The organism is Stutzerimonas sp. LR2 (genome assembly GCF_055755175.1).
The window spans coordinates 602,674-622,852 of sequence record NZ_JBVTRR010000001.1 but is presented as its reverse complement, the minus strand read 5'-3'; the positions used below and the strand labels follow the sequence as shown (position 1 = coordinate 622,852).

General features: G+C 66.6%; 15 protein-coding genes and 1 tRNA gene. 6 read left to right on the top strand and 10 right to left on the bottom strand.

Features of this window, described 5'->3' with window-relative positions:
- Position 1: 1 nt before the first annotated feature.
- The 9 genes from rbbA to ACVRRC_RS02850 all read right to left on the bottom strand — a co-directional run bounded on the left by rbbA (position 2) and on the right by ACVRRC_RS02850 (position 10,980).
- A complete protein-coding gene (gene rbbA, locus ACVRRC_RS02890; protein WP_386414226.1) occupies positions 2 to 2,743 on the bottom strand; it encodes a ribosome-associated ATPase/putative transporter RbbA in 2,742 nt (913 codons plus the stop codon).
- Positions 2,740 to 3,816 (bottom strand): HlyD family secretion protein, encoded by a 1,077-nt coding sequence (locus ACVRRC_RS02885; protein ID WP_014595366.1) that lies wholly within the window; start codon positions 3,814 to 3,816, stop codon positions 2,740 to 2,742. The genes rbbA and ACVRRC_RS02885 overlap by 4 nt, the downstream gene beginning before the upstream one ends.
- Before the next feature lie 118 nt (positions 3,817 to 3,934).
- On the bottom strand, positions 3,935 to 4,555 hold the full coding sequence (locus ACVRRC_RS02880; protein ID WP_170799692.1) for an ABC-type transport auxiliary lipoprotein family protein: 621 nt from the start codon (positions 4,553 to 4,555) through the stop codon (positions 3,935 to 3,937).
- A complete protein-coding gene (locus tag ACVRRC_RS02875; protein ID WP_014595368.1) occupies positions 4,552 to 5,490 on the bottom strand; it encodes an MlaD family protein in 939 nt (312 codons plus the stop codon). Before ACVRRC_RS02875 ends, ACVRRC_RS02880 begins: the two co-directional genes overlap by 4 nt.
- 1 nt (position 5,491) lies before the next feature.
- Positions 5,492 to 6,277 carry an ABC transporter ATP-binding protein gene (locus ACVRRC_RS02870; protein ID WP_061374488.1) on the bottom strand — a complete coding sequence of 262 codons (786 nt, stop codon included), beginning with the start codon at positions 6,275 to 6,277 and terminating at the stop codon, positions 5,492 to 5,494.
- A complete protein-coding gene (locus tag ACVRRC_RS02865) occupies positions 6,274 to 7,422 on the bottom strand; it encodes an ABC transporter permease (protein WP_279646113.1) in 1,149 nt (382 codons plus the stop codon). The genes ACVRRC_RS02870 and ACVRRC_RS02865 overlap by 4 nt, the downstream gene beginning before the upstream one ends.
- Positions 7,423 to 7,566: 144 nt before the next feature.
- The gene (locus tag ACVRRC_RS02860) at positions 7,567 to 8,703 is read right to left on the bottom strand and encodes a catalase family protein (RefSeq protein ID WP_472996607.1); all 1,137 of its coding nucleotides are present in this window, start codon (positions 8,701 to 8,703) and stop codon (positions 7,567 to 7,569) included.
- A 27-nt stretch (positions 8,704 to 8,730) separates the two neighbouring features.
- Entirely contained in the window at positions 8,731 to 10,602 is a 1,872-nt protein-coding gene (locus ACVRRC_RS02855) for a di-heme-cytochrome C peroxidase (protein ID WP_472996606.1), read from the bottom strand.
- 301 nt (positions 10,603 to 10,903) lie between these two features.
- Positions 10,904 to 10,980: transfer RNA gene (locus tag ACVRRC_RS02850), tRNA-Arg, on the bottom strand.
- Positions 10,981 to 11,140: 160 nt separating this feature from the next.
- Between ACVRRC_RS02850 and ACVRRC_RS02845 the strand changes: the two genes are divergently transcribed.
- Positions 11,141 to 11,842, top strand: coding sequence for a cytochrome b/b6 domain-containing protein (locus ACVRRC_RS02845; RefSeq protein WP_019407370.1), 702 nt, complete (start codon positions 11,141 to 11,143; stop codon positions 11,840 to 11,842).
- A gap of 36 nt (positions 11,843 to 11,878) precedes the next feature.
- On the opposite strand, the gene ACVRRC_RS02840 is transcribed toward ACVRRC_RS02845, so the two are convergent.
- Positions 11,879 to 12,331 carry a c-type cytochrome gene (locus ACVRRC_RS02840; RefSeq protein ID WP_011911346.1) on the bottom strand — a complete coding sequence of 151 codons (453 nt, stop codon included), beginning with the start codon at positions 12,329 to 12,331 and terminating at the stop codon, positions 11,879 to 11,881.
- Positions 12,332 to 12,643: 312 nt separating this feature from the next.
- Between ACVRRC_RS02840 and gabD the strand changes: the two genes are divergently transcribed.
- From gabD to ACVRRC_RS02815, 5 genes are all read left to right on the top strand, one after another.
- Positions 12,644 to 14,092, top strand: a complete 1,449-nt coding sequence (gene gabD / locus ACVRRC_RS02835) for an NADP-dependent succinate-semialdehyde dehydrogenase (protein ID WP_045158843.1) — start codon at positions 12,644 to 12,646, stop codon at positions 14,090 to 14,092.
- Positions 14,093 to 14,241: 149 nt separating this feature from the next.
- Entirely contained in the window at positions 14,242 to 15,447 is a 1,206-nt protein-coding gene (locus ACVRRC_RS02830) for an HDOD domain-containing protein (RefSeq protein ID WP_472996605.1), read from the top strand.
- 222 nt (positions 15,448 to 15,669) lie between these two features.
- A complete protein-coding gene (locus tag ACVRRC_RS02825) occupies positions 15,670 to 17,775 on the top strand; it encodes a 3-hydroxyacyl-CoA dehydrogenase NAD-binding domain-containing protein (protein ID WP_472996604.1) in 2,106 nt (701 codons plus the stop codon).
- A gap of 43 nt (positions 17,776 to 17,818) precedes the next feature.
- Positions 17,819 to 19,015, top strand: coding sequence for an acyl-CoA dehydrogenase family protein (locus ACVRRC_RS02820; protein ID WP_019407374.1), 1,197 nt, complete (start codon positions 17,819 to 17,821; stop codon positions 19,013 to 19,015).
- Between the two features lie 12 nt (positions 19,016 to 19,027).
- A complete protein-coding gene (locus tag ACVRRC_RS02815) occupies positions 19,028 to 20,170 on the top strand; it encodes an acyl-CoA dehydrogenase family protein (protein ID WP_472996603.1) in 1,143 nt (380 codons plus the stop codon).
- Positions 20,171 to 20,179 lie beyond the last annotated feature (9 nt).

The window sequence follows — 20,179 nt, the reverse complement described above, 5'->3', positions numbered from 1 at the left end:
GTCATTTCTCCTGCTTGCGCAGGCCGGCGACGCTGAGCAGGGTCAGCAGCGGAATGGCCAGCAGCATGGGAATGAAATAGGGATACAGCTCGGCCAGCCCGAGCGCCTTGGAGAATACCCCGCGGCTGATGATCAGGAAGTGGCTGGTCGGGTAGAGCTTGCCGATGAAGGCGCCGGCGCCCTCCATCGCCGAGACCGGGTGGATCAGTCCGGAGAACTGGATGGCCGGCAACAGGGTGACGATGGTGGTGCCGAAGATCGCCGCGATCTGGCTGTTGAGGATCGATGACATCAGCAGCCCCAGGCCGGTCGCGCAGGTGACGTAGAGCAGCGCGCCGAGGCAGAGCGTGAGGATGCTGCCCTTGATCGGAATGCCGAAGACGAACACCGCCAGCAGCGCCAGGGTAGCGAAGTTGAACATCCCCAGCGCGATGTAGGGCAGCTGCTTGCCGAGCAGGAATTCCAGGCGGGTGGTCGGCGTGACGTAGAAGTTGGTGATCGAGCCCAGTTCCTTTTCGCGCACCACGCCGAGGGCGGTGAGCATCGCCGGGATCATCATCAGCAGCAGCGGGATCATCGCCGGCGCCATGGCCGGCAGGCTCTGCACGTCAGGGTTGTAGCGGTAGCGGATGGCGACATCGGCCGGTGCCAGCTGCCCTTCGACACCGGCCTCGCGGGCCAGCTGCTGCAGGTAGTTGAGGTGGATGCCCTGCACATAGCCCTTGATGGTGTCGGCGCGCATCGGCATGGCGCCATCGATCCAGAACGCGACTTGCGGCACGGCGCCTCGCTTGAGGTCGCGGCCGAAGTTCGGCGGAATCTCCACGGCCAGACTGATGTCGTTGCTGCGCATGCGCTGGTCCAGCTCGGCATGGTTGGCCAGCGGAGCCTTCTCGATGAAGTAGCGCGAGCCGGCCATGTTCAGCAGGTAGTGCTGGCTGGTGGTGGTCTGGTCGCGGTCGAGCACGGCGTAGGTCAGGTTCTCGACGTCGAAGCTGACCCCGTAACCCATGATGAACATCAGCAGCACGCTGCCGAGCATTGCCAGCGTCGCGCGGATCGGGTCGCGGCGCAGCTCCATGGCTTCGCGGCGGGTGTAGCTGAGCAGACGGCGCAAGCTGAAGCGGGCCTGGCGTCCGTTGTTGCCTGTGGCCTGGGAGGGCTTGCTCGGTGCGGCGGGCGGCGTTGCCGGCTGCTCCCCGGCATGTGCGGCGGCGGCTTCCTCCAGGTAGGCAATAAAGGTCTGTTCAAGCGTCGGCAGCCCGCGCTTGGCCATCAGCGCCTGCGGCGTGTCGCTGTCGAGCACTCGCCCGGCGTGCATCAGCGAGATGCGGTCGCAGCGCAGCGCCTCGTTCATGAAGTGGGTGGAGATGAAGATGGTCACGCCGTCCTCGCGCGACAGCTGCACCAGGAGTTCCCAGAAGCCGTCACGGGCGACCGGGTCGACCCCGGAGGTGGGTTCGTCGAGGATCAGGATCTCCGGGTTGTGGATCACCGCCACCGCCAGCGACAGACGCTGGCGCACGCCCAGCGGCAGGCTGCTGGGCAGGCTCTCGGCATCGCCGGTGAGGTCGAAGCGTTCGAGCATTTCCTGGATGCGCGCGTCGCGCCGCTCTGCCGGCAGGTGGAACAGCCGCGCGTGCAGGTCGAGGTTCTGCCGCACGCTCAGCTCGCTGTACAGCGAGAAGGCCTGGGACATGTAGCCGACGCGCTGACGGGTCTGCATGTCGTGCGGGTCCACCGGCTTGCCGAACAGCAGCGCCTCGCCCTCGCTGGCGGGCAGCAGGCCGGTGAGCATCTTCATGGTGGTGGTCTTGCCGCAGCCGTTGGAGCCGAGGAAACCGAAGATCTCGCCGCGGGCGATGCGGAAATTGACCCGGTCCACCGCGACGAAATCGCCGAAGCGCATGGTCAGCCCGTGGGCCTCGATGGCGATGCTGTCGCTCGCCGGCTGCGGCGGGATGATCAGCTCGCGGTGCTGGCTGCGTTTGGCTTCCGGCAGCAGGCGGATGAAGGCCTGCTCCAGGGAGTCGCTGCCGGTGCGCGCCAGGAGTTCGGCCGGCGTGCCGGTGGCCAGCACCTGGCCGGCGTCCATCGCCACCAGATGGTCGAAGCGCTGCGCCTCGTCCATATAGGCAGTGGCCACCAGCACACTCATCTGCGGGCGTTCGCCACGGATGCGCTCGATCAGCTCCCAGAACTGCGCACGCGACAGCGGGTCGACGCCGGTGGTGGGTTCGTCGAGGATCAGCAGGTCGGGGTCGTGGATCAGCGCGCAGCAGAGGCCGAGCTTCTGCTTCATGCCACCGGAGAGCTTGCCCGCCGGGCGCTCGACGAAGGGCGCCAGGCCCGTGCTGCGGGTCAGCTCGGCGATGCGCCAGCGGCGCTCGGCGGCGTCCTGGCCGAACAGCCGGCCGAAGAACTCGAGGTTCTCGAACACCGTCAGCGTCGGGTAGAGGTTCTTGCCCAGGCCCTGGGGCATGTAGGCGATGCGCGGGCAGACCGCGCGGCGGTGGCCGGCATCGCCCATGTCGCCGTCGAGCACCTGCACATGGCCCTGCTGCAGCTTGCGCGCACCGGCGATCAGCGCCAGCAGGCTGGACTTGCCGACACCGTCCGGGCCGATCAGGCCAACCATGCAGCGTGCCGGCAGGCTCAGGCTGAGGTCATCCAGCGCGCGGGTCTTGCCGTATTGCAGGCTGACGCCGCTGATTTCGGCGACCGGGGCAGATGACGGGTTCATTGGCCGACATTGATCTGCAGGTGGGCCGGCCATTCGGCGTCCGCATCCAGCTTGAGGTAGGCGACGCCCGGCAGGCCGGTCTTGACCTGCTCCATGTGCTTTCTCAGCAAATCGGGATCGATCCGCGCCTTGACCCGGAACATCAGCTTCTCGCGCTCGCTTTCGGTTTCCACCGTCTTCGGTGTGAACTGCGCGACGCTGGCGACGTAGGTGATCCGGGCGGGAATCACGTACTGCGGTGCGGCATCGATCACCAGGCGCGCCTCCGAACCCATGGCGACACGGCCGGCCTGGCGCTCGGGCAGGAAGAAGGTCATGTAGACGTCGGCCAGGTCGACCAGATTGAGCAGCTTGCCGCCGGCGCCGAGCACCTCGCCCGGTTGCGCCACGCGGTACTGCACACGGGCCACGCGGTCGGTCTTCAGCTCGCTATCCGTGATGTCCGCCTGCAGTCGCACCACGCTGGCCTGGGCAGCCTCCAGCGCCGACTGCGCCTCGATCACCTGCGACCTGGCCGCCGCGATACCGGCATCGGCGGACAAGACCTGGGCGCGCGAAGCGGCCAGCGCAGCCTGGGCGCTCTGCATGGCGGCGAGGTCGTCATCCAGCTGCTGGCGCGGCATGGCGTTACGGCCGACCAGCGTCTCGGTGCGCTGATGGCGCTTCTGCGCGGCGGTCAGTTCCGCGCGGCGCTGAAGGACCACGGCCTCGGCGGTGGCCTTCTCGCTCTCGCGCTGGGTAACCAGGGCCTGGGCAGTGAGGATGGCGTTCTCCGCCTGGCGTACCTGGGCGCGGGCCTGGTTGAGCTGGGCCTCCAGCACTTCGGTGTCCATGCGCGCGATGACCTGGCCGGGCTGGACGAAGTCGCCTTCGTCGACGCTGATCTCGCGGATGCGCCCGCCGAGCTTGGTCGCCACGTCGATCTCGGTAGCCTCGATGCGCCCGTTGCCGCTGGCGAATCCGTCGCCCAGGCCATCGGTGCGCAGCTCGGACCAGGCCAGCAGGCCGATGACGACCAGCGCGACGAGTGCGAACAGCACCCGGCGAAGGGTTTTCTGGGCTGGGGCTTTCATGGGCGTTCCCTTATCGTGAAGCAATGTTGGCATGCTAAGCGATGGGCTGGGCGCTTGCGCTTAGCCTGAATCAATAAAACTGCTGTTTAGCGCGTTTACATGACCGTTTCGCCGGACTTCACTGCGCAGACTGGCTTTTTGCTATCTCGATCGTCCAGCGCTGCAGCTGGCGGCTCAGCTCGTCGCTGGCCTCGCCGAAGGCTGCCACCACGCTTTCCAGCTGCGGACTCGCGCTGGGCTGACGAATCTCGAAGCGGCGGCTGGCGAGGATGCGCTGATCGGTTGCCGAGGCCAGCTGGGCATCCAAGCGGACCAGTACCTGCGGCTGGCCATCGATGTACTCGCTCTGGAAGGCGCGCAGTTCGCTGAACAGCTCCAGCTCGGCGAACAGATTGCTGTCCTCGTTGCTCACCGCCACCGGCCCGCTCTGGCGGAACTGTTCGATCAGCCGGTCGCGCAGCAGGGTCGGCGCTGCATCGCTCCAGCGTGCGCCCTGATAGCTGCTGATCTGGTTGCCATCGGGCACCACGGCGATGCGCGGCCCGGCAAGGATGCGGCTGGCATGCGGGGTGTGGATGCGCAGTGCCTGCTGCAGTCGCTCCCCTTGCTGACCGGTCGCCTCAGCGGTGGGCAGCAGGTACACGCGGATCGGCTCGGCCTCGGGCAGCAGGGTGCAGGCCGCGAGCGTGCCGAGCACGCACGCGAGGGCGAGGGGGCGGAACAGCGCAAGGCGGCTCATGGGTTGAACTCCTGAATCTTCTCGCGGCCAAGCAGGAAGCCGCTGGGATTGTCTTCGAGGCGCTGGGTGACGCGACGCAGCGCACCGAGGGTGCCGCGCAGTTCATTGATCGCCGGGCCCAGATCGCTGAAGCCCTGCAGGCCATTGTTCAGCGCGCCCTGGTTGTCGCTCAGCAGCGTGTCCAGGCGCGACGTGGCACGCTCCAGCGCGGCCATGGAATCCCCGGCGCGGCTCAGCAGCTGGCGACCTTCGTCATCGATCAGACCGTTGGCGTTCTGCGTAAGGCGGGTGATTTCCGCCAGCGCGCTGTTGGTCTGCTGACCCAGCTGACCGAGCTGGGTCAGCGCCTGGCTGAGGTCGCCGCGCTGTTCGGCCAACACGCTGGTCGCCTGCTCGAGATTGGCCAGGGTGCGGCCGATGCGCCCGGCATTGTCCTCGGAGAGCATCAGGTTGGCGCTGCGCAGCAGGTTGTTGATGTTGGTCATCAGGTCCTCGCCATTCTCCAGCAGTGCACTCAGCGGGGACGGGTCGGCGATGATCAGCGGCGGCTCGCCACGCTTGCCTTCCAGCGGCGGGCTCTGCGGCGTGCCGCTGTGCAGCTGGATGATCATGCTGCCAGTGATGTTGGCCAGCGCCAGACGTGCGCGGGTGTCCTGCTTGATCGGCGTGCCGGCATACACGCGGATGCGCGCGCGCACCTTGCGCGGATCGTCCGGCTCAAGCCACAGCGCTTCGACGTCACCGACCTTGATGCCGCTGTACTCCACCGAGCTGCCATTGGACAGCCCGCTGACCGCACGATTGAAGCTGATCTCGTAATAGTTGTACTCGCGATCCATGCTCGACTTGCCCAGCCAGAGCGCGAACAGCAGCGCGCCGCCGACGGCAAGCACCGTGAACAGGCCGATCAGTACGTGGTGGGCGCGGGTTTCCATGTCAGTTCTCCTGCAAGTCGGCAGCCTGTTGCGCCGCCCGGCCACGCGGGCCATGGAAGTAGTCGCGGATCCAGGCGTCGTCGGTGGCTTCCACCACCTCCAGGCGATCGGCCACCAGCACCCGCTTGCGCGACAGCACGGCGACCCGGTCACAGATGGTATAGAGCGTATCCAGATCGTGGGTTACCAGAAACACGCTGAGGCCCAGCGCGTCGCGCAGGGTCAGGATCAGCTGGTCGAAGGCTGCCGCGCCGATGGGGTCGAGGCCGGCGGTGGGCTCGTCGAGGAACAGCACCTCCGGGTCCAGCGCCAGCGCGCGGGCCAGGGCGGCGCGCTTGACCATGCCCCCGGATAGCTCGTCGGGATACTTGCAGGCGGCATCCGCCGGGAGACCGGCCAGCGCCAGCTTCAGCCGCGCCAGGTGCTCGGCGTCGCGGCGCTCGAGGCCGGCGTGCTCGATCAGCGGCAGCGCGACGTTCTCCTGCAGGTTCAGCGAGGTGAACAGCGCGCCCCGCTGGAACAGTACGCCGAAACGTCGTTCCACCTGCGAGCGGCGCTCGGCCGACAGTTCCAGCAGATTTTCGCCGAACACGCTGACGCTGCCGGCATTTGGTCGGCGCAGGCCGACAATGCTGCGCAGGAGCACCGACTTGCCGGTGCCCGATCCGCCGACCACACCGAGAATCTCGCCGCGACGGATGTCCAGGTCGAGACCGTCGTGCACGGTCTGGCTGCCGAAGCGGTTGACCAGTCCGCGTACCTGGATCAGTGCGTCGTCGCTCGTCACCAGCCCATCTCCATGAAGAACAGCGCGGCGATAGCATCCAGCAGGATCACCATGAAGATCGCCTGGACCACGCTGGAGGTGGTGTGCTCGCCCACCGACTGCGCGCTGCCGCTGACCTTGAAGCCTTCCAGACAGCCGATCACCGCGATGACGAAGGCGAATACCGGCGCCTTGCCCAGCCCGACCAGAAAATGGCTGACGGCGATGTCGCGCGCCATGATGTTGAAGAACATCGTCGGCGAGATGTCCAGCGCCAGCACGCAGACCACCAGGCCGCCGGCGATGCCGCTGAGCATGCCGACGAAGGTCAGGATCGGCAGGGTGATCAGCATCGCCAGCACGCGCGGCAGCACCAATAGCTCGATCGGGCTCAGGCCTAGGGTGCGGATCGCGTCGACTTCCTCGTTGGATCTCATCGAGCCGATCTGCGCGGCGAAGGCGCTGGCGCTGCGCCCGGCGAGCAGGATCGCCGCCAGCAGCACGCCGAATTCGCGCAGGAAGGAAAAACCCACCAGGTTGACGGTGTAGATGGTCGCGCCGAAGTCGGCGAGCACCGTCGCGCCAAGAAAGGCCACCACCGCGCCGACCAGAAAGGTCAGCAGCGCGACGATCGGCACCGCGTCCAGCCCGGTCTGCTCGATATGTACGGCCAGTGAGGTCAGCCGCCAGCGCCGCGGCCGCGGTAGCGTCAGCAGCAGCGTCTGCAGGGTCAGGCCAATGAAGCCGAGCAGCGCGCGCTGCTGCTTCCAAACCGCCGCGACCGTGCGGCCGATATGGGCCAGCACATCGCCGAATTCATAAGCACGTGGCGGCTCGGCGGCGTCCCCCTGATCCAGTGCGGTGGCGACCGTGCGCAGCAGCGCCAGGCGTTCGGCTGGCAACTGCGGCGCCCAGGCTTCGATGGCGGCGATCCGCTCGGGCCCTAGCAGCTCCACCAGCAGGCCGGCGCCCGCCGTATCCAGCGCACCGAGCCCGCTCAGCTCGATCTGGCTGCGCTCGTCGATCCGCGCCCTGAGCCGCTGCACCTCTCGGCGCAGTGCCGCGTAATGGGCGAGGGTCCAGTCACCGACGATGCGCGCCCGCAATGGCGAAGCCCCTTGATCGAGGGTCACCGAACCGGGAGACGAGGACAGGGTGGCGCTCATCTTCTGCAAACGGGTGCCTATGTCGGGCGATGGAGTCCTGATTGATGCTAGCAGGGCTCCGCCCGGCAAGACAGGACCGGGTGGCCCGTGGTCGGCAACAGGCGGCGCGCGTCGGCTGCTGATCCATGGACCACCACGGTGGCGTCAAAGTGCGCCGTTACGCTCGAGCCGGTAGCTGCTGATCGCCTCGTACACTGCCTTGCGCAGCCGGTTGATGCCGCCGATGGGGCGATGCTCCGGCAGTGCATGCCAGGGGTTGAAGCTGAGGTTGTCGCAGGCGAGGTTCTGCTCGGGGCTGTCGAAGTCCTGCGGCGGCAGGCGGATGTCGGCGACCGTCTCGAATGGCGCGATGGCCTCGTCCCACTCGATGCTGGTGTCCTCGATGGGCATGTAGTACTCGGTGTTCTGCCGCTGCACCTGCAGGGCGAAGCAGGCGGGTGCGCGGTCGAGGGACAGCTGTTGGTAGAGCGCGCTGCGCAGGAAGTTCGGCAGGTCGCGGTTCTGCTCGGGCAATTGGTAGGTCGGGCAGTTTTCTGGCGTCGGGATAACCCGGTACTTGATGTTGTGCGGGCCGAGCTTGTATGGCGCCACCGAGCTGTAAGTGGTCGCGACCGGGCTTTCCGGTGCCGGCGCCAAGGTCTGCAGCGCGATGAACAGGTGGCGCAGCTCCCAGCTGCGCGGATCGATGCTGGGGAAGAACGCCAGCGCCTTCTTGCCCTGCGCCTGAGCAGCGAAGTTGCTGCGATATTCGGCAACGTCACGGACGAAGAACACCGGGTGGTTGAACATCACGAAGTCCTGCTCGCCAGCGTGGTGCGGGTCACGCGTGAGCTTTTCCCCGGGCACGTCGAGTAGCTTGATCGCCATGCCGCGGGCGTCCCGGATGCGGTCGAACTGCGGGTAGGCGTTGCCGTTGGATAGCCTTACCCAGGCCTGCCAGGCCTTGCCCGGCTCGCTGAATACGCCCTGGCGCAGTGCGGGTCGCAGGTCGGCGCGCACACTGACTTCGGCGCGCACGCAACCGTGGGCCTTGGCGTGGGCGTCGCGCAGCACGCGGGTATTCTCGCTGTGCTGTTCCACCACGGCGATGGCGTCGGCGATGATCGCCTGGGTGTCGCCCGCTTCGCTCGGCGCGACGACCTCTTCGCTGGATACGGGGCCACGATGGGTGAAGTGAGCGTGCACGGCGGCAATCGCCCAACCTGCCAGGCCCACGGCGGTGACGGCGAGCAGCAGCCGGCCCAGCAGGCGGCCGATCCAGAGCCAGAGTCTTGTCAGCATGAGGCAGATCCTTGTGCGAAGGGCAGTTCAGGGGCAGCGTGGGCCGGGGTTGTGGGGGCGCGCCGGCAGTTCCTCGAGGCGTGGTTCGAAGCGGGGGTCGCCGAGCACCTTGAGGTACTCGACCAGCGCCCAGCGCTCGAGCGGCGCCAATGCCCGGCCGATCACGCCATTGCCGCGACAGCCGGCGCGGAATTCATGGCCGCGGTTGCTGTTGCCGGTGATTGCGGTATTCAGCAGAAAGCCGCCGTCGAAGCGCTCGGTGCGAATGCCCAGGTGCTGCGGATCGTACTCGCGGCTGCCGACCCAGAACTGCTTCTGCCGTTCGGCCACCGGCGACAGCAGCTGGAACAGTGTCGGCACCGAGCCGTTGTGCAGGAAGGGCGGCGTCGCCCAGATGCCGTCCAGCGGGCGTGCCTTGTAGCCGCGCAGTTCCTGCACGCCGATCGGCAGGCCGAAGCCGTCGAATTCCGCGCGCTCGGCCTCGCCGATGCCGGCGTCACGGTAGGCGCGCTCCTCGACATAGGCGGTGATATAGGCCAGCCCCTTGGCGCTGGACAAGCTGGCGAGATCGAGCGGGCCGGATGACGCGCCATACAGCTGCACATCCAGGCGATCCAGCTCATCCTGGGTCCAGCCCAGGCGGGTCAGGTCGAAGCGGTGGTCGGCAATATTGTCGGCTGTGGTTGGATCGGTACCGACGAAGGAGGTGGGGATCACCTTCATGCGCCACTCGGGGTCGCGTTCGGCAGCGAAACGCTTGTCGACCGGCTTGGGCCTGGCGTCGTGGCAATGCGCACAGTTTTCCTTGTACAGCGCGCGACCGAGGCTGGCCTGCTCTAGATCGATCGCGCCCAGCACGTCTTCGGGCCAGCGAGGCGGGGTCAGCTGCATGAGCGTGGTTTCCAGCCTGTGCAGGTCGCGTACGCGAACGCCCGATGCGTAGCGCTCGGCTTCGGCGACGGGCTGGCCGTTCTCGTGTAGCAGCCGCAGTGTGGCGCCAACACCCAGCGCCTCGCCGATATTGCGTGCCATCGGCTGCATGGCCGAGCCGTTCCACTGCACCCAGTCGAACTTCCAGATATCCCACAGATGCGGGTAGCTCACCGGCGCGTTGGCCACGCGGTAGTTCGCCGGATCGATGGCATCGCCGAACACGCTGTTGGCGATGCGACCGAACGCATCGGTACGGCCGAAGCCTTCTTCGGTGGGGTAGAGGCCGCGGTGCCAGTCGTTGTAGGCGGTGCCGAGCAGACGGTCGAGCACCTGCTTGAAGTCGTGGCGCAACTGCGCGCGGTCCTGCTCGTAGCGCTCGCCCAGCACCTGCTCGGCGAAGCGACGGAACTTGAGCGGGTTGTAATAGGTGAAGGCCATGCTCATGCCCAGCGCCTGGCCAAAGGCGCCCCCGCGCAGGGTCGGTACGGTGGACGCCAGCGAATGCATCGCCGCGCCACCGTCGATACGAATGGCCTGACCCCCGTAGCGCAACTCGCCGGTGTGGCAGGCCGCGCAGGTCACATCCAGATAGGCGCGACCGGTCTCATCATCCTCGTGGCGGGCAAAGCCGACCGGCAGGTTGCCGGGGTTCAGCACAGTGGCTTGTTGCGCGGGATCGACCAGAAAGCCGAAGCGGGCAAGGTAGTCGGGCGTGGCGAACTTATCCCGGCTGAAGGGCAGTTCCAGCGCACGGAACCAGTCGTACTCCAGCCCCTTAACCTGAGTGCCCTGCGGCGTGTAGTAGTAGGTCTGTCGCTGCGTGGCGTCCCACTGCTCCAGATAATGCAGCGCTTCGGGCGCTTCATACTCTGGAAGGTTCGGGTAGGCCACAAAATACAGCCCGACCCCCACGGCCAGCACGGCCAACAACAACACAGCCCCCAGGGCTCGGCGCAGCAATCGCATCGGTACATCCTTGTAGCGTCATGGCGAGTGCGCGTTTATGGCAGGGTTGTGGGGTGATGGCAAATAAATGGACCAAGGAGCACTTATTGATTGCCGGGAAGATATCAAGGATGCGTCTAAAACGAGCGTGAGGTCAGGTTGAGGCGGCCCGGTGATGCTGCGCGGCGGGTTTAACTTGCGCCGACCGGCCGTTTGCTGGCAGGCGATCCGGTTAGGCGGACGGACCTGCAGAAACGCAAAAGCCCGCAGCGAGCGGGCTTTTGCGGAGCGCTTCGAAGGGGCTCGAAACGACTATCTAATATGGCGCATCCGGCGGGATTCGAACCCACGACCCCTGCCTTCGGAGGGCAGTACTCTATCCAGCTGAGCTACGGATGCGTTGCGGGGGGCAATCATACGCATGTCGTTGACGGGCGTCCATGCTGGTGCGGCTGGGCGGATATGCCCGGGTGCGGCTTTTTCGCAGCTGCCAGTGGCCGGGCCGGCTGGTACCCTTGCGTGTCGCGGCCGGGGGCCGTGGGTGTTCGATGGCAAGGGGATGGAGATGTCAGGCCATATCAAACTCTGGGACGCGCCGCTGCGGCTGTTTCACTGGCTGTTCGCCGGGGCGGTGATCGCGGCCATCGTCACGGGCTGGGTCGGCGGCAGTCTGATGCCCTGGCATGGCCGGCTCGGCCTGCTGGTGCTGGGGCTGCTGGTGTTCCGTCTGATCTGGGGCTTCGTCGGTTCGACGTATGCCCGCTGGCCGCGCATCTTCGCCGCGACGTTCGGTGTGAAGGACTATCTGCAAGGCAACTGGCGCGAAGCTGGGCACAACCCGCTCGGCGCATTCTCGGTACTGGCCATGTTGCTGCTGGTGAGCTTCCAGGTCGCCAGCGGCTTGATGGCGACCGACGACATTGCCTTCCAGGGGCCGCTCCATGCGCTGGTCAGCAGCGAAACCGGCAGCGCGCTGAGCGGCCTGCATCGGCAGGCGAAGTGGTTGCTGCTGGTGCTGATCGGCATGCACATCGCAGCCATCATCTATTACACGCTGGTAATGCGCCGGCCATTGGTGCGGGCGATGATCGCGGGAAGGACGCAGCGCGAGCATCCGTCCCAGCAGGATGCGCGGGGCGGCTCGCTGCCCGCCGCGGTTCTGGCGATCGCTCTGGGTGCGGCTTGCGTCTGGGGCGTGCAGGCGGTGGGGGACTGGCTGCGGCCTGAGCCGGCGGCGGTGGCGCCCAGCCTGGACTGGTAAGCCAGCCGACGGCAGGTGTCGGCTGGCTGCGCGCGATCAGTCGGCGCGGAACTTGTCGTGGCAGGACTTGCAGCTGCCGCCGACGTCGCCGAAGGCCTTCTTGATCGCGGCCTGATCGCCTTCTGCAGCGACCTTGGCAAGCTGGTTGGCGGCGGCGGTGAAGTTGCGGCCGATCTGACCGGCTTCGTCGAGGTTCTGGAAGAACTCAGGCTTCAGACGAGTCGCCTTGCCCAGCTGTTCGGTCGTGGTATCCGGGCTGTAGAGGCTGCCCATGCCGGAATTGGCGATGGCGGCGATGGCGTTGGCGGCGGCGGCCACCTTGGCCTGGTCGTACGGCTCCTTGCCGTCGACTACCTGGGCCTTGATCTTGCCCATGTTCCACGACATGAACTGATAGCCGGCTTGGCGGGTTTCGACCATCTCTTCCGGTTTCATCTGCGCCTGGACGGCAGTGCTGGCCAGCAGGACGGCGGCCACGGCGCCTGTCATCAATGCTTTCACGGTAACTCCTTATCGATCCTTGGATGTCGGCGGCTGGCGCCGCCCGCGCGGAACTATACCCCGACCCGTACCCGGGTTTGGGTAACAAGGCGTGACAGGCCGCGCAGGCATCAGGCTGGTCAATGGCACGACAATGCCGAGCGCCATGAGCTTGCCGGCCGGCCGGCTGCGGTCCTAGCATGGTCGTTCGCAGTGCAATGCGGCGGCAGGAACCGGGCGGCGAAGGACGGTTCAGATGATCGTCGCGTTCGCCAAACTTTCCGCAGCGGGCCTGCCGCTACGATGCCCGAGGAGACTGCCATGCAACTCAAAGACACCGCGCTGTTCCGCCAGCAGGCCTATATCGATGGCGCCTGGCTGGATGCTGACAGTGGCCAGACCATCAGCGTGAACAACCCGGCCACCGGCGAGATTCTCGGTACGGTGCCGAAGATGGGCGCCGCCGAAACCCGCCGCGCCATCGACGCCGCCGAGCGGGCGCTGCCGGCCTGGCGTGATCTGACCGCCAAGGAGCGCTCGCAGAAGCTGCGTCGCTGGTTCGAGCTGCTGATGGAGAACCAGGACGACCTGGGCCGATTGATGACGCTGGAGCAGGGCAAGCCGTTGGCCGAAGCCAAGGGCGAGATCGCCTATGCGGCCTCCTTTATCGAGTGGTTCGCCGAGGAAGCCAAGCGCATCTACGGCGACACCATCCCCGGTCACCAGAAGGACAAGCGCATCCTCGTCATCAAGCAGCCGATCGGCGTGACCGCGGCGATCACCCCGTGGAATTTCCCGGCGGCGATGATCACCCGCAAGGCCGGCCCGGCGCTGGCGGCTGGCTGCACCATGGTCATCAAGCCGGCATCGCAGACGCCGTTCTCGGCGCTGGCGATGGTCGAGCTGGCCGAGCGCGCCGGAATTCCCAAGGGCGTGCTCAGCGTCGTGACCGGCTCGGCCGGCGACATCGGCAACGAGCTGACCGCCAACCCCAAGGTCCGCAAGATTTCCTTCACCGGCTCCACCGAAGTGGGCGCCAAGCTGATGGAGCAGTGCGCGCCGGGAATCAAGAAGGTGTCCCTGGAGCTGGGCGGCAACGCGCCATTTATCGTCTTCGATGACGCCGACCTGGACGAGGCGGTGAAGGGCGCCATGCAGTCCAAGTACCGCAACGCCGGGCAGACCTGTGTGTGCGTCAACCGCATCTACGTGCAGGACGGCGTTTACGACGCCTTTGCCGAGAAATTCCAGGCGGCGGTGGCCAAGCTGCGGGTTGGCAACGGCCTGGAGGAGGGCACTGACATTGGCCCGCTGATCGATGATCGCGCCGCCGCCAAGGTCCGCGAGCACATCGAGGATGCCGTCGCCCAGGGCGCAAGGCTGGTAGCCGGTGGCCAGGCGCACCAGATGGGTGGCAGTTATTTCGAGCCCACCGTGCTGGTGGACGTGCCGGACAGTGCCAAGGTGGCCAAGGAGGAAACCTTCGGCCCGCTGGCGCCGCTGTTCCGCTTCAAGGACGAGGCCGAAGCGATCGCCAAGGCCAATGACACCGAGTTCGGTCTGGCGTCCTATTTCTATGCCCGCGATCTGGGCCGGGTGTTCCGCGTCGCCGAGGCGCTGGAGTACGGCATGGTCGGCATCAACACCGGGCTGATCTCCACCGAGGTGGCGCCGTTCGGAGGGGTCAAGTCGTCCGGCCTGGGCCGTGAGGGCTCCAAGTACGGCATCGAGGACTACCTGGAAATCAAGTACCTCTGCATGGGCATCTGACGCCCCCTGCGACAGTCGGTCTCAGGGGCTGGCTGTCGCGTTCTCCTGCGGTCAGAATCGCGCCCCCAGCGGCGTGCCCATTTCTTGCGGAGCAGTCGTCGCCCTGGCCATCTGGCCAGGCTGTAGTGACCTGTTCAGCGAGTAATGCAGTGAGCGTCTCGGCCCAAGTCTCCTTCGTACTGGTCGCCTACAACGAACCGTGGCGGGCGGACCAGCTTTGTCAGCTGGTACGCGAGCTACGTCCCGGCATGCGCGTGCAACCGGCAGCCGATGGCCATGCCGCCCTGGCGGCGTGCCAGCGCCAGGTGCCCAGCCTGCTGATCGTCGATGGCGAACTGGACGGGCTTGACGGTCGGCAGCTCCTGCGCGAGCTGCGTCGCCATGGTCCGACCCAGCGCCTGCCCTGCGTGCTGATCAGTGCCCGTACCGATACCGCCAGCGTGCGCACCGTGCTGCCGCTCGCACCGGCCGCCTATCTCGGCAAACCCTACGATCTGGCTGACCTGCGCGAGCGCCTGGACAAGCTGCTGCCGCGTTCGGCGGGTCACGCCGGCGCGCCGCGCCGCGCCGCGGTCGATGACCTCGACAGCTTTCTCGAACGCATGCGTCCGCACAATCGCGGCGCGCCGCTGCTGGAGACCGTGCTGAGTGCGCTGCAACGCCTGCAGGGCGGCGATCAGGACTATGCCCAGCTCGAGGAGCTGCTGGCTCGCGATCCGCAGGTGACGGCGCGGCTGATCAGCGTCGCCAGCAGCGCGACACAGCCGCCGAAGCCCTGTCTGAGCCTGGCGCAGGCGCAACGGCAGCTGGGCTTGGCGCGCAGTCTGCAACTGGTGACCGAGCTGGCTCTGCAGCACAACGCCCGGCTGGTCGAACCGCGCCTCGCCGAGCTGGCGGCGCAGCTCAGCGCCCAGGCCCTGCGCACGGCGCGTCTGGCGAGCTGGTTGGCACGCCAGCTGAAGCTGGATGTCGAGCTCTGTTTCAGCGCCGGATTGCTGCAGAACATCGGCGAGCTGGCGCTCCTGCGCAGCCTGCAGGAATGGCTCGACAGCGGCGGCGCGCTGGATGAGGCGCAGCTGCAACGCTGCCTGCGTGAGCGTGCAGCCGGCTTCGGCTCGGCGCTGCGGGCGCAGTGGGCGCTGCCCTTGGAGCTGCGTCAGGTGATCAGCGCCTACTACGCCCTGGGGGCTGGTGTGCTGCGCCGCGAAGCGCTGGTGCTCAATGTCACGCGGTTGCTGGTCGAGCTGCCCGAGGGCGCCGAACCTGCCTCGCTGGCCAACGAGCGTACGGTACGTTTGCTGCGCATCGATCCCGATCTTCTCGCCCGCGCCCCTCGCCACGCTGTCGGCGGCTAGCCGGCTTCTGGTCCGATATTCCCTGCATTGATAGCGGCCACCGGTCGCCTCGAGGTTGCCCGCCAGCCCTTGCGTGGCGCGGTGCTGCGCGTTCTTTTCGCGCGAACGCCCTGGCCGTGTAGTGCTATCGACACGCGGAAATGAGTCATTTATTCTGCAGTGCGAAACATGGTTCCGTGAAATAACAATTCCAATCAGCATTTCACAGAAAGGGAGGCCTGCATGACGGATGTCATTCGGCTCGAACGCCGGGGCGATATCGCTCTGATCCTGGTCAACAACCCGCCGGTCAACGCCCTTGGCCATGCCGTACGAAAAGGCCTGTTGGATGCCTTTCAACAGGCTGACGAGGCGCCCGAGGTGACGGCCGTGGTGCTGGTCTGCGAAGGCCCGACCTTCATGGCCGGCGCCGATATCAAGGAGTTCGGCAAACCGCCGCAGGCACCGAGCCTGCCGGAGGTGATCGAGGTGATCGAGGGCTGCCGCAAGCCGAGCGTCGCGGTGATCCACGGCACCGCCCTGGGTGGTGGGCTGGAGGTCGCGCTGGGCTGCCATTACCGTATCGCCCGGTCGGACGCCAAGGTCGGCCTGCCGGAGGTGAAACTGGGCCTGCTGCCCGGCGCCGGCGGTACCCAGCGCTTGCCCCGGCTGGCCGGTGTCGAGAAGGCGCTGGAGATGATCGTCAGCGGCCAGCCCATCGGTGCGGCGGATGCGCTGGAGCACCATATCGTCGACGAGCTGTTCGAAGGCGATCTGATCGAGGCCGGTCTGACCTATGCGCGTCGCCTTGTCGAGGAGGGGCGCGGCCCGCGCCGCAGCGGCGAGCAGACCCGCGGTCTGGAAGGTGTCGACAACGAGGCGCTGATTCGCGCCAAGCACGCCGAGGTGGCCAAGCGCATGCCGGGGCTGTTCTCGCCGCTGCGCTGCATTGCTGCGGTGGAAGCCGCCACCAGGCTGCCGCTGGCCGAAGGCCTCAAGCGCGAGCGCGAGCTGTTCACCGAGTGCCTGAATTCGCCGCAGCGCGGCGCGCTGATCCATTCGTTCTTCGCCGAGCGTCAGGCCGGCAAGATCGACGACCTACCATCCGACGTCACCCCCCGCCCGATCAGGACCGCCGCGGTGATCGGCGGCGGCACCATGGGCGTCGGCATCGCCTTGAGCTTCGCCAACGCCGGGGTGCCGGTGAAGCTGCTGGAAATCAATGACGAGGCGTTGCAACGCGGCCTGCAGCGTGCCCGCGAAACCTACGCGGCGAGCGTCAAGCGCGGCAGCCTGACCGAGGATGCGATGGAGCAGCGCCTCGCGCTGATCGCTGGCGTCACCGACTACGGCGCCCTGGCTGATGCCGACGTGGTGGTCGAGGCCGTGTTCGAAGAGATGGGCGTCAAGCAGCAGGTCTTCGAGCAACTGGATGCGGTGTGCAAGCCGGGTGCGATCCTCGCCTCCAACACCTCGTCGCTGGACCTGAACGCCATCGCCGGCTTCACCAGGCGCCCCGGGGATGTGGTCGGCCTGCACTTCTTCAGCCCGGCCAATATCATGCGCCTGCTGGAAGTGGTGCGTGGCGAGCGGACCAGCGATGAAGTGCTCGCCACCGCGATGGCGATCGGCAAGCAGCTGAAGAAGGTCTCGGTGGTGGTCGGCGTCTGCGACGGCTTCGTCGGCAACCGCATGGTCTTCCAGTACGGCCGCGAGGCGGAGTTCCTGCTGGAGGAAGGCGCCACGCCACAACAGGTCGACGCTGCCCTGCGCAATTTCGGCATGGCCATGGGACCGTTCGCCATGCGCGATCTGTCCGGTCTCGACATCGGCCAGGCGATCCGCAAGCGCCAGCGCGCGACGCTGCCGGCGCACCTGGATTTCCCCACCGTCTCGGACAAGCTCTGCGCCGCCGGCATGCTCGGGCAGAAGACCGGTGCCGGCTACTACCGCTACGAACCCGGCAACCGCACCCCGCAGGAGAATCCCGACCTCGCGCCCATGCTGGAAGCCGCGTCGCGGGAAAAGGGCATCGAGCGGCAGGCGCTGGACGAGCAGTACATCGTCGAGCGCTGCATCTTCGCGCTGGTCAACGAGGGCGCGAAGATTCTCGAGGAAGGCATTGCCCAGCGCTCCAGCGACATCGACGTCATCTACCTCAACGGCTACGGCTTCCCGGCCTTCCGCGGCGGGCCGATGTACTACGCCGACAGCGTCGGCCTGGACAAGGTGCTGGCGCGAGTAAAAGAACTGCACGCGCGTTGCGGCGACTGGTGGAAGCCGGCGCCGCTGCTGGAAAAACTGGCCGCCGAAGGCCGCACCTTCACCGAATGGCAGGCCGGGCAGTGAGCCCCGCCGACCTGCATTCCGAACGCACCATGAGGACCTTCCCATGAACGTCAACTACACGGCCGAAGAGCTCGCCTTCCGCGACGAAGTACGCGCCTTTCTGAAAAGCGAGCTGCCGGCGGACATCGCCGCCAAGGTCAAGCTCGGCAAGCACATGTCCAAGGAAGATCACCAGCGCTGGCAGCAGATCCTGGTCAAGCGCGGCTGGTATGCGCCGGGCTGGCCGGTGGAGCTGGGCGGCACCACCTGGGGCCCGGTGGAAAAGCACATCTTCGACGAGGAGTGCTCCGCCTTCGGCGCACCGCGTACCGTGCCCTTCGGCGTCAACATGGTCGCTCCGGTGATCATCAAGTTCGGCACCCAGCAGCAGATCGACCATTACCTGCCGCGCATCCTCTCCGGTGAGGACTGGTGGTGCCAGGGCTATTCCGAGCCCGGTGCCGGTTCCGACCTGGCCAGCCTCAAGACCCGCGCCGTGCGTGACGGCGACCACTACGTGGTCAACGGCCAGAAGACCTGGACCACCCTTGGTCAGCACGCGAACATGATCTTCTGTCTGGTGCGCACCGACCCCGAGGCCCAGCAGCAGCGCGGCATCAGCTTCCTGCTTATCGACATGAAGAGCCCGGGCATCAGTGTGCGGCCGATCATCACCCTGGACGGCGACCACGAGGTCAACGAGGTCTTCTTCGACAATGTCCGCGTGCCGGTGGAAAACCTTGTCGGTGAGGAAAACCAGGGTTGGACCTGCGCCAAGTACCTGCTGACCCACGAACGCACGGGCCTGGCCGGCATTGGCTCGTCCAAGGCGGTGCTGGCGCACCTCAAGCGCATCGCCATGAAGGAGGTCTGCGACGGCAAGCCGATGCTCGAAGACCCGCTGTTCCGCGCTCAGGTCGCCGAGGTCGAGATGCAGCTGATGGCCGTCGAGATGAGCACCCTGCGCATCCTCGCGGCGGCGAAGGAGGGCGGCGTACCCGGCGCCGAGTCCTCGATCCTCAAGATCAAGGGCACCGAGATTCGCCAGGCGATCACTCACCTCTTGCGCAAGGTCATCGGCCCCTACGCGCTGCCGTTCCTCGAAGAGGAGCTGCAGCTGGACTACGAAGGCGAGCTCTTGCATGCCGACTACAGCGCGTCGCTGGCCGGCGATTACTTCAACATGCGCAAGCTGTCGATCTTCGGCGGCTCCAACGAAATCCAGAAGAACATCGTCTCGAAGATGATTCTCGAGCTGTAAGGGGACAACGCCATGGACTTCAAACTGACCGAAGAGCAGCAGATGCTGCAAGACACCGCGGCGCGCCTGGTGCGCGACGCCTATCCGTTCGAACAGCGCGAGAAGTTCAGCGAGTCCGAGCTGGGCTTTTCCGCCGAATTCTGGTCGCAGCTGGGCGAACTGGGCCTGACCGCGGTGCCGTTCTCCGAGGAGATCGGCGGCTTTGGTGGTAGCGGCGTGGAAACCATGCTGGTCATGACCGAGCTGGGCCGCGGCCTGACGCTGGAGCCGTATCTGCAATCGGTGATCCTCGCGGGTGGCCTGATCAACCAGCTCGGTTCCGACGCGCAGAAGCAGGACCTGCTGCCGCAGATCGCCGCCGGTTCGCTGCAACTGGCGGTCGCGTTCGACGAACCGCAGAGCCACTACAACCTCCACGACGTACAGACCCGCGCCGAAGCGGTCGACGGCGGCTATCGGCTCTCCGGACGCAAGGCCGTGGTCATCGGCGGGCACAGTGCCGGGCAGATCATCGTTTCCGCGCGCACGTCCGGCGACAGCCGCGACGAGGCCGGCATCAGCCTTTTCCTCATCGACCCGAACGCCCAGGGCGTCAGCCGTCGCGTCTACCCGACCATCGACGGGCGCAAGGGCTGCGACTTGTTCCTCGACAACGTGCAGGTGGGTGCCGAGGCGCTGCTTGGCAAGCTGGGCAATGCCTTGCCCGCGATGCGCTACCAGCAGGGCCGCGCGATCGCCGCGCAGTGCGCCGATGCCCTCGGCAGCATGGATGAAGCCTGCAAGCTGACCCTCGACTACCTGAAGACACGCAAGCAGTTCGGCGTGCCGATCGGCAAGTTCCAGGTCCTGCAGCACCGCATGGTGGACATGCAGACCGAGCTGGAGCAGGCGACCAGCATGGCGATCCTCGCCGCGACCTTTGCCGATGGCGAAGACAACGACGAGCGCAGCCGTATCATCGCCGCCGCCAAATACATCTGCGCCCGGGCCGCGCGCAAGGTGGCCGAGGAAGCCATCCAGCTGCACGGCGGCATCGGCATGACCTGGGAATACAACCTTGCCCATCACGCCAAGCGGCTGGTGATGATCGCCCACCAATTCGGTGACGACGACCACCACCTGAAGGCCTATGCGAAGCTGATGCAGGTGGCCTGATCGCCCCGC